This window comes from Candidatus Jidaibacter acanthamoeba (assembly GCF_000815465.1).
Classification (GTDB): Bacteria; Pseudomonadota; Alphaproteobacteria; order Rickettsiales; family Midichloriaceae; genus Jidaibacter; species Jidaibacter acanthamoebae.
On record NZ_JSWE01000146.1, the window covers coordinates 14,345 to 26,808 of the forward strand.

Below are 12,464 nucleotides of genomic sequence, written 5' to 3' on the forward strand. Positions count from 1 at the left end.
ATAAGAGGTATTGTGAGAAATTTTCAAATTCACTGGGAAAATAATTTATAAGCTTAACACTGTAAGCGATATTAGTTTCCAGCTTAAAGTCAATCGTGCTATTAGTATCGGTTAGCTCAATGGATTGCTCCACTTACACACCCGACCTATCAACGTCATGGTCTTTGACGGCACTAGTTGGGAAAATTAGTTTTGAGATGGGTTTCCCACTTAGATGCTTTCAGCGGTTATCCCTTCCGTACATAGCTACCCAGCGTTGCTCTTGGCAGAACAACTGGTACACCAGTGGTACGTCCAACTCGGTCCTCTCGTACTAAAGTCAGATTCTCTCAATTTTCCTTACACCCACGGCAGATAGGGACCAAACTGTCTCACGACGTTCTGAACCCAACTCACGTACCACTTTAATCGGCGAACAGCCGAACCCTTGGGACCTTCTCCAGCCCCAGGATGTGATGAGTCGACATCGAGGTGCCAAACGAGCTCGTCGCTATGGACGCTTGGAGCTCATCAGCCTGTTATCCCCGGAGTACCTTTTATCCGTTGAGTGATGGCCCTTCCACACAGAACCACCAGATCACTATGACCGACTTTCGTCTCTGCTCGACTTGTCAGTCTCGCAGTCAGGCAAGCTTATGCCATTGCACTCTAACAGTTGATTTCCGACCAACCTGAGCTTACCTTCGCACGCCTCCGTTACGCTTTGGGAGGCGACCGCCCCAGTCAAACTACCCACCATGCAGGGTCCCAACCCCTGATTCAAGAGGTTTGGTTAGATGTCAAAAGTTTGAAGGGTGGTATTTCAAGGGCGACTCCACGACAGCTAGCGCCATCGCTTCATAGTCTCCCACCTATCCTACACATCAAACCCCTAACACCACTGCAAAGTTATAGTAAAGGTTCACGGGGTCTTTCCGTCTAACCGCGGGCACTCCGCATCTTCACGGAGATTTCAATTTCGCTGAGTTAATGTTGGAGACAATGGGGAAGTCGTTACGCCATTCATGCAGGTCGGAACTTACCCGACAAGGAATTTCGCTACCTTAGGACCGTCATAGTTACGGCCGCCGTTTACTGGGGCTTCAGCTCAGTGCTTGCACACCTCACCTTAACCTTCCAGCACCGGGCAGGCGTCAGACCATATACTTCCTCTTACGAGTTTGCATAGTCTTGTGTTTTTGATAAACAGTCGCTACCCCCTGCTATGTGCCACCTTATCTTAGTTGCCTAAGTAAGGCCATCCTTATCCCGAAGTTACGGATGCAATTTGTCTAGTTCCTTCAACATCATTCTCTCTACGCCTTGGTATACTCTACCAGTCCACCAGTGTCGGTTTGGGGTACGGTCTATACGCTGGAGTTATTTCCTGGAAGTCTTAGGTTGCACCATGGAATCCAATCACCCAGTACAACTTTCAGCCTTCGTCACTTCCAGCAGGCCCACGAATATTAACGTGGTTCCCATCGACTACGCCTTTCGGCCTCGCCTTAGGGGCCGGCTAACCCTACGCAGATTAACTTTACGTAGGAACCCTTGGACTTTCGGCGAAAATGTTTCTTACATTTTTTTACGCTACTCATGTCAGCATTCTCACTTGTGATACCTCCAGCATGCCTTACGACACACCTTCACAGGCTTACACAACGCTCCGCTACCGCTTATATTCTAAAGAATATAAACCCGCGTCTTCGGTATATGGTTTTAGCCCCGTTACATTTTCGGCGCAGGATCGCTATTAGACTAGTGAGCTGTTACGCTTTCTTTAAAGGATAGCTGCTTCTAAGCTAACCTCCTAGTTGTTTTGGCATTCCCACATCCTTTAACACTTAACCATAATTTGGGGACCTTAGACGGCGGTCTGGGCTGTTTCCCTCTCGGCCATGGATCTTATCACCCACAGCCTGCCTGCTGTCCTCTACTCATCGGTATTCGGAGTTTGGTTAGGTTTGGTAGGGCTTTGGGCCCCCCTAGCCGATCCAGTGCTCTACCCCCGATGGTAATAGACAACGCTCTACCTAAATAGATTTCGCGGAGAACCAGCTATTTCCGAGTTTGATTGGCCTTTCACCCCTAGTCACAAGTCATCCCTCACTTTTGCAACAGTGATGGGTTCGGCCCTCCGTTAGGTTTCACCCTAACTTCAGCCTGCTCATAACTAGATCACCCGGTTTCGGGTCTAATGCACCTAACTTAACGCCCTATTAAGGCTCGCTTTCACTACGGCTACACCTATCGGCTTAACCTTGCTAGATACACTAAGTCGCTGACCCATTATACAAGAGGTACGCCGTCACAACACATTCTCTTGCGAGAGCGGCTGCTCCGACTGCTTGTAAGCATTTGGTTTCAGGTTCTATTTCACTCCCCTTATCGGGCTTCTTTTTACCTTTCCTTCACAGTACTTGTTCACTATCGGTCGTCAGGTAGTACTTAGGCTTGGAGAGTGGTCTCCCCATATTCAGACAAGGTTTCACGTGCCCCGCCCTACTCGAGATCTTCATCACTTTTTACCTATACGGGGCTATCACCCTTTATAGCTATCCTTTCCAGAATATTCTAGTTTTTATGATAAAGATACTGGCCTAGTCCGCGTTCGCTCGTCACTACTAGCGGAGTCTCGGTTGATTTCCTTTCCTCTAGGTACTTAGATATTTCAGTTCCCTAGGTTCGCTTCTTTAAGCTATTTATTCACTTAAAGATACTGAATAAATTCAGTGGGTTTCCCCATTCAGACATCTACGGATCAAAAGTTATTGGCACTTCCCCGTAGCTTATCGCAGCCTATCACGTCTTTCATCGCCTCCTGTCGCCAAGGCATTCACCAAATGCTCTTTTTATACTTTAGCTGATTCTTAAAAAATACTAACATCGCATACAGAATTAAACTTACAACAAAATTAAATTTTATTTTCGCGGTGTATTATTTGGAAAATTTCTCACAATTTCAAAAGAACAATGCAGACTAAATCTACATTTTCACTAACAACGTTTGTTTTTTCATGTCGCTTCGTGAGTTGAATTTATATGCGAATTCATTTGCCTAGTCAACATCTATTTTTAATTTTTTTTGATTTTTTATATTTCAAGGTTTAAATCTATTATGAATGAATAACTTAAACTTAGTTCAATTTAATATGACAAATAATATAGTTGCGATCCAAATGGATCCCTTAAATAAAATCTCTTTTGCCACTGATAGCTCCTGGCTTATCGCCTATGAGCTTTTTAAAAGAGGATTCGCGTTATTTATATATACACCTAGAAATCTTTTTTACCGAGATGACGAGGTGTGCGCACGCGGAAACTTTATTGAAATTGATGTGTATTTCCCTGCTAAATATAATATAAGTAAAACTACAGTAATAAACCTTGCAAAAACTAAAGCCGTTATTATCAGGCAAAACCCTCCCTTTAATATGGAGTATATCACTACTACTTACCTGCTTGAGTTAATAAAAGACAAAACCTTTATTATTAACAACCCTACGGAAATCAGAAATTATGCTGAAAAACTTTGTGTTTTAAATTTTCCTAGCCTTACGCCTGCAACACTTATAGCCTCAAGCAATGCACCCGAAGTAATGCATTTTATTGAAACACATAAACAGGTTGTTATAAAACCTATATATGCATTCGGCGGGCTTGATATAGAAAAAATCAAAAGCACCACGTATAATATAAAAGGTATATTGAATAAATATGTCAGAAAATACGGCAATTTTATATTGCAGCAATATTTACCCTCAATAAGAGAGGGCGATAAGCGCATAATATTATTAGACGGAGAGATTCTGGGAGCAATAAAACGAGTTCCGGAGGAGCAGGATTTTAGAGCTAATCTTGTAGTAGGGGGGAGCGCACAAACCACCGAACTTTCAGAAAGAGATCATGAAATTTGTTTAGCGCTTAAACCGGAATTAAAGAAAAGAGGATTATTTTTTGTCGGTATAGATATAATTGATAAGTATTTGATTGAAATAAATGTGACATCACCGACAGGGCTTGTTGCAATAAATAGACTCTATAACAAAAATGTGGAAGTCGAAATCGCAAATCAGATTGAAAGCAAGTTAAATTGCATGTTATAAGGGTGCGATTAATATTAATCGATTGCTGTACAATATATGTTACAAATTAAACGCCGCGGGCTTATGTTAATTCTTTCTTCTCCGTCGGGAGCAGGCAAAACTACACTTGCACAACTGTTATTAAAATCCGATCAGCATATCAGACCTTCAGTTTCTTTTACTACCAGAAAAAAACGCGCGAATGAGATTGAAGGTATACATTATTATTTTACTGATCATGAAACATTTAAAAGAATGATTGAACAAAATGCTTTTCTTGAATATGCGGAAGTGTTCGGGGAAATGTACGGCACACCTAAAAAGTTTGTCAATCAGCACTTGGAAAATGGTGAAGATGTATTATTTGATATTGATTGGCAAGGTAACCGTTCACTTACACAAATAGCCAGAGAAGATACGGTGAGTGTTTTTATCTTCCCGCCTTCCAAAAAAGAACTGCTTGATAGACTTAAATCACGCGACCAAGATAGCGCGGATATTGTAAAAGCCCGCATGGATAAAGCGAACGAGGAATTAAGCCACTGGCATGAATATGATTACTCGATTATTAATCGCGATATTGATGAAAGCCTTAGGAAGCTTCTTTCTATACTGCGCGCAGAAAGGCTAAAAAAAGCCAGAAGACTGGGCGTAACGGACTTTGTTAATAACTTAATTAATGAAGAGCTTGAGTAGTTGGTCGCTAGAAGTACCTATTTAAAACAAATTAAATTAAACGTTGTTATTAACAAAGTAGGGTATCAGAATTAATTTCTCGTATATCCTATTTTCTAAAGGAAAAAATATTTCATAATGAGAAATAAGGACATGCAGAATACCGCATTTTCATAATATAAATACAGTTTATATTGCCAAGCATTGAGTAGCAGGAGTTTTTCCTGCTCAGTGATTTTTTAAGTAAATTTGACCGGCATTAATTCTTTTCATTACCTCTGGCGACTTATCTGCTTTGACTTGCTCATTTATTTCGTCCATAATTTCACTTATTTTTTTAGTATGATTGCTACTAACTGCACCTACCGCAGTGGATAAAATCATTGATATCCTACTTTGAAGCATAGTTGAACTATAAAAAATTAAACTGAGTTTACGTATAAATGACATAGTCATTGATAAAGCGTAGAGGGCATAAATGGCGGCGAGGCGCATGCTTATTACTATTCTTATTATCCGATTTTTCGGTTGTAGGCTATATAGTCATATGAAACTTAACTTATTATATTTTGATAAACGCACTAGATACTCAAATTAATTTACTATACCTACCCTTCTTGAGAATTCTAATTATTCATCACCTAATCTCTGAGCACTAGCAAGTGATCAAAGTAATATGTATTTAAAGTTTAGAAAACAGTAATTAAAGTCCATAGTGCTTTAGCCAACGGATACTTCCTTCAAAGAAGGTTCTTTCAGGAATATTGTATTTAAGCATGGCGAGCTATTCCTTTACTTTTGAGCATAATGTATTTTACATCTTACTTGCCAAAAATACTAATCTAAATATAATTTTATAAGAGTAACTTTTAATTTCTACTTTAACCCTTTAATGGTTAATTATGAAGTTTAAATCAATAAAAATAGAAAACAAGATCATTACTATCACACACCCTGATAAAATATTATTTCCTAAGGATAATATAACTAAATGGGACTTAGTTAAATATTATATTAAAATCTCAGATTTTATTTTACCCTTTGTTAAAAATCATCCTATTACTATAAATTGTTTTAGAGAAGGCATTAATAACAATGGTTTTTATAGACAACATGCCCCGAATAACCTTCCTGATTGGTTTCAAACCTATGAGCTCGAAAGAAGGAAATTAGGCAAAATGAATCATATTTTATGCCAAAATAAAGCAAGTTTAATTTATTTAGTTAACCTAAATATGGTTTCTATACATAGATGGTTAAGCACAATTAATAACCCGGAATATCCGGAAATTTTAATTGTGGATATCGACCCACCACAAAATATGTTTGACCTGGCTTGTAAAGCAGCAAAATTAATAAGAATACAATTAGAAAATTTACATTATAAGGCATACTTAATGGTTACCGGCTCAAGAGGATTGCATGTCATTAGTAAAGTAAATCAAAATGATAGCTTTGAACATGTCCGTAATATGTTATATAAGATCACTTCTCAAATTGCTTATAACTACCCCCAATATTTTTCAATAGAGGTTAGAAAAAAAAATCGTGAAAATTTAGTCTATTTAGATATCACTCGTAATGCTTACGGTCAAACTGCAATAGCTCCATTTTCAGTACGCGCCAAAGAAGGCGCTCCTATAGCCACCCCTATTAGTTGGGAAGAAGTAGATAAAAAAGGACTTACTCCAAATAAATATAATATAAGTAATATAATATCTTTAATAACATTAAAAATTATTCTTGGCATGATTGCCTGGAGTATAAAAGCTAAAACTACTCAAAATCCGTAGTGCTTGAGCCAACGGATATCACCTTCAAAGAAGGTTCTTAAATCAGGAATATTGTATTTAAGCATAGCAAGTCTCTCAACTCCCGCACCGAAGGCAAAACCTTGGTATTCACTAGGATCTAAGCCGACATTTTCTAAAACTTTCGGGTTTACCATTCCGCAACCTAAAATTTCTAACCAATCATTACCCATACCGATTTTGATTTCCTGTTTGCTGCTTCTGTCGCATTTAACATCCACTTCAGCGGAAGGTTCGGTAAAGGGAAAATGGTTAGGTCTTAGCCTTACGGGAGCATTTTCGACTTCAAAAAAAAGTTTTAAAAACATTTCTAGGTAACTTTTTAAGTGTACCATATTTATGTTTTTATCAACATATAATGCTTCGATTTGGTGAAACATAGGGGTATGGGTTGCATCATAGTCTGAACGATAAACTTTACCAATAGAAATAATCTTTATCGGAGGTTTATGTTTTGTCATATGTCTGATTTGTACCGGTGAAGTATGTGTACGAAGTAATAACTTATCTTCTTTTAAATAAAATGTATCATGCATCTGCCTGGCAGGATGATGCTCAGGAATATTAAGAGCCGTGAAGTTATTCCAATCATTTTCTATATCAGGCCCTTCCGCATAGTCAAAACCCAGTTTGGAAAATATAGATTTCAGCTCGGTAATTACTTTAGTTATTGGGTGCTCTTTACCCACTGAATAATTTCTAGGGGACAAAGTTATATCTATTTTTTCAGCAAGTAATTTTGCTTCCAGAAATTCTGCTTCAAGCTTAACCTTGATATGCTCAAGCTCTTCTATGATATAGTTTTTCAGAGTATTTATCCTCTCCCCGTAAGCCTTACGCTCTTCCGGGTTAACTTTGGAAATTAAGCTGAGCGCTTCAGTTATATGCCCTTTTTTCCCTAAGAATTCTATTCTTATCTGCTCAAGCTGAGCAAGGTCGGGAGCAGAAGCAACTTTATCAATAAAGTATTGCTTAATTTCCTCAGTACTTTTCATAGCTATGCAGCTTTTTTGATTGCTTCTAATGAAAGTGCAACTACTTTTTCAAATGCCGGCTGATCATGGATTGCAATCTCAGAAAGCATCTTTCTGTTTAAATCAACTCCGCTAAGCTTCAAGCCCTTGATGAATTGAGAGTAAATCATACCATGCTCTCTAACCGCAGCATTAATCCTTTGAATCCAAAGCGCTCTAAAATCACGTTTTTTATTTCTACGGTCACGGTAAGCATATTGCAAACCTTTCTCAACTTTCTCAACTGCTACTCTAAAACAGTTTTTTGAACGACCCTTATATCCTTTAGCAAGCTTTAATATTTTTTTATGTCTTGCTTTTGCGGTAACTCCGCGTTTAACTCTAGCCATTATTTATTTCTCCTGTTAACTAATTAATCACCATACGGCATATATGCAATTGCTCTTCTTGCTTCAACGGCATTAAGAATTGTAGTACCTCTTTGGTTACGCAATTGTCTTTTGCTTCGCTTACGCATGTTGTGTTGTTTATTAGCTTGGCTAGATTTTACTTTACCGGTGCCGGTGAGCTTGAATCTCTTCTTAGCACTGCTTTTAGTTTTCATCTTTGGCATTTTGTCTCCTTTATAAGTTTTTTAGTTTCGCTTATAGGCATGCCTTTAAGGCCTATATAACATAAACGGGCTCTGAGTCTATACTTAAAATATAAAATTGCAAGTTCTAATTCGCCTATTCGGCACCTATAAAGTAGGTTGCAATGTTATACTCCAACTGCTGCTCGGCATTATCAAGCAACTCCTGCAGCATCTTGGTAATGATCAGATCTTTATCTTCCGAAGAAATAACCCCTTCTACATTCCTTGTGCTGAAAGCTTCTATCTCAATTTCCGAAACCTTATTGCGTGCAGCTGCATCTGAATACAATTTCATAGATATAAGATAGCGTGCATCATACTTATTATGCTCTCCTCTTCTTAAAGATTCCATAATTTGCCCGGTTTCATTTTTGAGCTTTTCTTCTTTAAAGCTTGCTTCCTTGATAACAACTTCAATCTTTCCTACGCTTCCTTTAGCTCTTAAGCGCTTTTCCGCCCAATTAATAATTGCCTGTTTCGGATTAATCGGAGGTTTGTAATTACCTAAAATTGAATTTGAATTATCTGTTCTATCTATAATTACTATATCCTTAACATCTAAAACTATAAAACCCGGTTTATATGCCGTTTCTTGGTTGATTATCGGAGTTTGAATATTAGTCTCTTGAATGGTATTACAACCGGCAAGTAGTAATGCCATTGCCGGAAAGATCACTTTTTTAATCATAGTCTTCTTCATCATCTTTTTCCTCCGAATAATATATTTTTTTGTTAAACGTTCCTTCAGATTTATCAATAAGTACTGTAATTGTACAGTCCCCTGTTATATTAACCGTTGTTCTTAACATTTCAAGGAATCTGTCAACTCCGAGAATAATCGACATTCCTTCAAGCGGAAGCCCGACCGAAGTCAGCACCATACCCATCATTACCATCGCACCGCCCGGGAAACCCGCTGCACCTATAGAACCTAGCGTACAAGTTAAAATTATCATTAAGTATTGAGTCATACCTAACTCCATACCGACAACTTGCGCAAAAAATACACTGCAAATTCCTAAATAAATAGCGGTTGCATCCATATTAATCGATGCCCCGAGCGGAAGTAAAAAAGAAGCTGATTGCTTAGAAACCCCGACTTTATTTTGCAACTCCTTAATTGCAGTCGCAAGTGTTGCCTTACTGCTTACGGTTGCAAAAGCAAGCATTTGAGTATTAATCATCTTTTTATAGAAAGGTAAGGGGTTTAACCCGGCGAATACAAAGAGCATAACCCCAAATAATATATATTGTACACTAAGCGCGCCCATTACGACCAATACGAACTTTCCTAATGAAAACATAACATCTAAGCCATACACTCCCACCACCCAAGACATAATTGCAAAGACACCATACGGAGTAAGCTTTATAACAAGCTCAATCATTTTAAATACTAAGTGTGAAGCGGATACTACCAAGTTTTTAACTTCTCTCCCTTTATCCCCGATTAAGATAAGTGCAAACCCCGTAAAAAATGCGAATACCACGACCTGCATCGTGTTAGAGGCTGCCATTGCTTGAATCGGATTAGTCGGAACTATATCCATCAAAATTTCTAACGCACTCTTTTGAACATGCGTAACGCTTTCAGTACCAAGCTGAATATTCAGGCCTACGCCTGGTTTAAATATTATTGCAAAACCAAGCCCTATCATTACGGCAAATATAGTAGTAAAACAATATGCAAAAAATGCTTTTGAGCCTACCCTGCCAAAGGTACTCGCATCATTCATATTAGTGACCCCGTTTAGTATTGAGAAAAAGATGAGCGGTATTACTACCATCTTAATCATATTAATAAATAGAGTACCTATCGGCTTTAAAATCAAAGCTTGTTCTTTAAGAATATACCCGGATATAATACCCAGCACCATTCCGGCCATCACTTTTTGCCACAGCTTTATTTTCATGTTCCCTCTTTAAAAAATCAGCTTTTAATTCATAAACATTTGCCAAAATGCAAATACAAATTCTATTAACTTTATATGCAAATGACAAGATTATTTTCATAATACAAGTCCAGCTCTCTTTTATATCACAAAAACTAACGATCTTTTCTAAATAAAAAGCCCGCTATCAGCCCTGCCGACAAAGCAATTAAAATTGCATAAACAGCATATTTTAACGGCTCCCTTTTCGATATTTCGTCGATTGCCGCATATAATCCTTGCTTTCCAACCTCAAAGCTTAAATGGATATTGTTTACTTCTTTACCCTTTGTAAAAGCATAAATACTTACATCATATTTGCCGCTATAAGCATAATTCGGGATATAAAACTTTGCTCTGAAGATATTCTCCCCTATGCGCTCAATGCTTTCAACTTTAGTAGGATATAATTTCAAAGCTTGTCTATAAAGCTTAAATTCTTCTTTAAATCGGTCAAATTGCAGTTGAGGATATCTTTCCTGGACTTGATAATTTTCAAATTGGTAGTCCAGGGCAAGATCCCTTAATGTATCCAAGTCTGCAATGCTATAGAGGTCTTTAGTTGAGGCCAGGAAGAAATATGAGTGCTCGGAAGGTATGGTAAAACTTTTAGCATTTATCCATAAGCCATTTATTTTTTCTTTTTTCCAAACCCTATATGCCCTAACTGGCCCGTCTACGGAAATTATAATTTCTTCAACCCCAGTGCTGATTCCGGAAATAGTTATATACTGCCCTTTAAAATCATAATTTAAGATAATATTTTTTGTAGAAAGATCAGCGATAAGGTAGCCGGCATTAGCTTTAACGCCTATGTTCAAGCTCAAAATAATTATACCTAAACTGAATAATAATCGTCTCATTTAATTAGATGCTCAACTGTATATAAGGACTGAGGAGTTACAACCAGCCCGCAAGCTACTTTTACACAAAGTATAAAGATAATTAAAGCAAATAGTAATCTATAATTATCAGGATTACATTTAGACCCCAGCCTTGCTCCAATTTGTACTCCGAAAGCCGTACCGATAATCAGGATAGTTGAAAGAACAATATCTAAATTATGTGAAGTTACGGAATGCAAAATAGTGGCGAGTATAGTAGTAAATATAATTTGAAAATGGGTAGTACCGGCAGTAAAAGCCTCGGAAACTCTAAGCAGATAAATCATTGCAGGAAGCATAATTAAACTTCCTCCAATCCCCATAATTGCGACCAAGAATCCGCCTATAAGCCCGACCAATACAGGCGAAAGTATACTCATTTCCTGCCTGGTACTGATAAAGTTGATTTTGAGCGGTAAAGATAAATTTTTGAACAATTTTTTAGGTTGGTGCTTTGGCCGCTCTAATTTTTTAAATTTATAATATAATAATGTGATAGCATCTTTCGAAGTTGTAAAACCTACTATACCGAGCAACACCAGAAAGCTTAAGGATATAAAAATATCAATCATTCCAAGCTCGGTTAGAATATCAAAAACTATGACTCCTAAAGTCGCTCCAGCTAAACCGCCGATAAGCATTAATACTCCTAATTTATAATCCACCCTTTTTCTGCGTGCATAAGCTAAAAACCCGGAGAAGGAAGCCGCTGTCATCTGATTAGTTGAAGTTGCAACCGCAACCTGTGAAGGAACCCCGATTGCAACCAAAATAGGCACTAAGATTAATCCGCCTCCTATGCCAAAAATCCCGGCAAGTATCCCCACACCTATACCTATTGAGATAATAAGGAAGATATTTAAGTTCACCTCAGCAATCGGAAGGTATATATTAATAATATCGTACAAAACTTATTCTCACTTTTTATTTAAGCCCTTTTTCTTGAAGCAAGTTTTGCAACTGACCGGAAAGGTACATCTCTCTTACAATATCACACCCGCCGATAAATTCCTGCTTAATATATAATTGAGGAATAGTCGGCCAGTTAGAGAACTCTTTAATACCCTGTCTTAACTCCTCACTTTCAAGAATGTTAATATCCTTAAAAGGTAATTCCAAGCGGTTAAGAATTTGAACTACTACCCCGGAAAAACCGCATTGCGGCATATTTGCAGTTCCTTTTAGAAACAAAACTATATCATTGTTTTCTATTTCATTCTTTATTTGAGAAAGTACTTCATCCATATTCATTTACTCCTTAGCCTTTGTTTTTAATGAAATCGCATGCAATTCTCCACTTTTTAAATGAGAATTTAAGGCATCGTATACCAGCCTATGTTGAGCAATCATACCTATTCCTTTAAATTTGGAAGAAATAATTTTTACTTCATAGTGATTGTTATCACCAACCGTATCTATTATTTCAACTTCCGCATCTGGGAATGCCTGTAAAATCATTTCTTTTAAAATATCGGGTTTTAATGGCAT

The 12,464-nt window shown here is 37.8% G+C and carries 13 protein-coding genes and 1 rRNA gene; 3 read left to right on the forward strand and 11 right to left on the reverse strand.

What is annotated here, in order from left to right; all coding sequences use genetic code 11:
* Nucleotides 1-79: 79 nt before the first annotated feature.
* Nucleotides 80-2,846: ribosomal RNA gene (locus NF27_RS07455) — 23S ribosomal RNA — on the reverse strand.
* 288 nt (nucleotides 2,847-3,134) lie between these two features.
* On the opposite strand from NF27_RS07455, the gene gshB reads away from it, so the two are divergent.
* Both gshB and gmk read left to right on the forward strand, forming a co-directional pair.
* Nucleotides 3,135-4,088 carry a glutathione synthase gene (gene gshB / locus NF27_RS07460; protein WP_039457797.1) on the forward strand — a complete coding sequence of 318 codons (954 nt, stop codon included), beginning with the start codon at nucleotides 3,135-3,137 and terminating at the stop codon, nucleotides 4,086-4,088.
* A 36-nt stretch (nucleotides 4,089-4,124) separates the two neighbouring features.
* On the forward strand, nucleotides 4,125-4,763 hold the full coding sequence (gmk, locus tag NF27_RS07465) for a guanylate kinase (RefSeq protein ID WP_039457748.1): 639 nt from the start codon (nucleotides 4,125-4,127) through the stop codon (nucleotides 4,761-4,763).
* Between the two features lie 207 nt (nucleotides 4,764-4,970).
* Here the strand turns inward: gmk and NF27_RS12535 are convergent, their stop codons facing one another.
* Nucleotides 4,971-5,237: a hypothetical protein gene (locus tag NF27_RS12535; RefSeq protein ID WP_161791835.1), complete on the reverse strand. Its 267-nt coding sequence runs from the start codon at nucleotides 5,235-5,237 to the stop codon at nucleotides 4,971-4,973.
* Between the two features lie 407 nt (nucleotides 5,238-5,644).
* On the opposite strand from NF27_RS12535, the gene ligD reads away from it, so the two are divergent.
* On the forward strand, nucleotides 5,645-6,535 hold the full coding sequence (gene ligD / locus NF27_RS07470; RefSeq protein WP_053332680.1) for a non-homologous end-joining DNA ligase: 891 nt from the start codon (nucleotides 5,645-5,647) through the stop codon (nucleotides 6,533-6,535).
* Here ligD and pheS read toward each other — a convergent pair.
* The 9 genes from pheS to NF27_RS07515 all read right to left on the reverse strand — a co-directional run bounded on the left by pheS (nucleotide 6,523) and on the right by NF27_RS07515 (nucleotide 12,464).
* On the reverse strand, nucleotides 6,523-7,548 hold the full coding sequence (gene pheS / locus NF27_RS07475) for a phenylalanine--tRNA ligase subunit alpha (protein ID WP_039457750.1): 1,026 nt from the start codon (nucleotides 7,546-7,548) through the stop codon (nucleotides 6,523-6,525). The two genes, ligD and pheS, sit on opposite strands and share 13 nt — an antisense overlap.
* Nucleotides 7,549-7,550: 2 nt before the next feature.
* The gene (rplT, locus tag NF27_RS07480) at nucleotides 7,551-7,916 is read right to left on the reverse strand and encodes a 50S ribosomal protein L20 (protein ID WP_038539115.1); all 366 of its coding nucleotides are present in this window, start codon (nucleotides 7,914-7,916) and stop codon (nucleotides 7,551-7,553) included.
* 23 nt (nucleotides 7,917-7,939) lie between these two features.
* A complete protein-coding gene (rpmI, locus tag NF27_RS07485) occupies nucleotides 7,940-8,140 on the reverse strand; it encodes a 50S ribosomal protein L35 (protein WP_038539118.1) in 201 nt (66 codons plus the stop codon).
* 115 nt (nucleotides 8,141-8,255) lie between these two features.
* Nucleotides 8,256-8,861, reverse strand: a complete 606-nt coding sequence (locus NF27_RS07490) for a YajG family lipoprotein (RefSeq protein ID WP_039457751.1) — start codon at nucleotides 8,859-8,861, stop codon at nucleotides 8,256-8,258.
* On the reverse strand, nucleotides 8,842-10,074 hold the full coding sequence (locus tag NF27_RS07495; protein WP_053332681.1) for a dicarboxylate/amino acid:cation symporter: 1,233 nt from the start codon (nucleotides 10,072-10,074) through the stop codon (nucleotides 8,842-8,844). Before NF27_RS07495 ends, NF27_RS07490 begins: the two co-directional genes overlap by 20 nt.
* A gap of 134 nt (nucleotides 10,075-10,208) precedes the next feature.
* A complete protein-coding gene (locus tag NF27_RS07500) occupies nucleotides 10,209-10,955 on the reverse strand; it encodes a TIGR02186 family protein (protein WP_039457754.1) in 747 nt (248 codons plus the stop codon).
* Nucleotides 10,952-11,884 (reverse strand): sulfite exporter TauE/SafE family protein, encoded by a 933-nt coding sequence (locus NF27_RS07505; protein ID WP_053332682.1) that lies wholly within the window; start codon nucleotides 11,882-11,884, stop codon nucleotides 10,952-10,954. The genes NF27_RS07500 and NF27_RS07505 overlap by 4 nt, the downstream gene beginning before the upstream one ends.
* A gap of 16 nt (nucleotides 11,885-11,900) precedes the next feature.
* Nucleotides 11,901-12,227, reverse strand: a complete 327-nt coding sequence (gene grxD, locus NF27_RS07510; RefSeq protein ID WP_204367881.1) for a Grx4 family monothiol glutaredoxin — start codon at nucleotides 12,225-12,227, stop codon at nucleotides 11,901-11,903.
* Nucleotides 12,228-12,464 (reverse strand): BolA/IbaG family iron-sulfur metabolism protein, encoded by a 237-nt coding sequence (locus NF27_RS07515; protein ID WP_039457757.1) that lies wholly within the window; start codon nucleotides 12,462-12,464, stop codon nucleotides 12,228-12,230.

Bases quoted from the DNA above. Each gene is read 5' to 3' on its own strand.
- rpmI (WP_038539118.1), bottom strand. From the start codon at position 8,140: ATGCCAAAGATGAAAACTAAAAGCAGTGCTAAGAAGAGATTCAAGCTC.
- NF27_RS12535 (WP_161791835.1), bottom strand. From the start codon at position 5,237: ATGCGCCTCGCCGCCATTTATGCCCTCTACGCTTTATCAATGACTATG.
- gshB (WP_039457797.1), top strand. From the start codon at position 3,135: ATGACAAATAATATAGTTGCGATCCAAATGGATCCCTTAAATAAAATC.
- NF27_RS07500 (WP_039457754.1), bottom strand. From the start codon at position 10,955: ATGAGACGATTATTATTCAGTTTAGGTATAATTATTTTGAGCTTGAAC.
- pheS (WP_039457750.1), bottom strand. From the start codon at position 7,548: ATGAAAAGTACTGAGGAAATTAAGCAATACTTTATTGATAAAGTTGCT.
- ligD (WP_053332680.1), top strand. From the start codon at position 5,645: ATGAAGTTTAAATCAATAAAAATAGAAAACAAGATCATTACTATCACA.
- gmk (WP_039457748.1), top strand. From the start codon at position 4,125: ATGTTACAAATTAAACGCCGCGGGCTTATGTTAATTCTTTCTTCTCCG.
- NF27_RS07515 (WP_039457757.1), bottom strand. From the start codon at position 12,464: ATGCCATTAAAACCCGATATTTTAAAAGAAATGATTTTACAGGCATTC.
- NF27_RS07490 (WP_039457751.1), bottom strand. From the start codon at position 8,861: ATGAAGAAGACTATGATTAAAAAAGTGATCTTTCCGGCAATGGCATTA.
- NF27_RS07495 (WP_053332681.1), bottom strand. From the start codon at position 10,074: ATGAAAATAAAGCTGTGGCAAAAAGTGATGGCCGGAATGGTGCTGGGT.
- grxD (WP_204367881.1), bottom strand. From the start codon at position 12,227: ATGAATATGGATGAAGTACTTTCTCAAATAAAGAATGAAATAGAAAAC.
- rplT (WP_038539115.1), bottom strand. From the start codon at position 7,916: ATGGCTAGAGTTAAACGCGGAGTTACCGCAAAAGCAAGACATAAAAAA.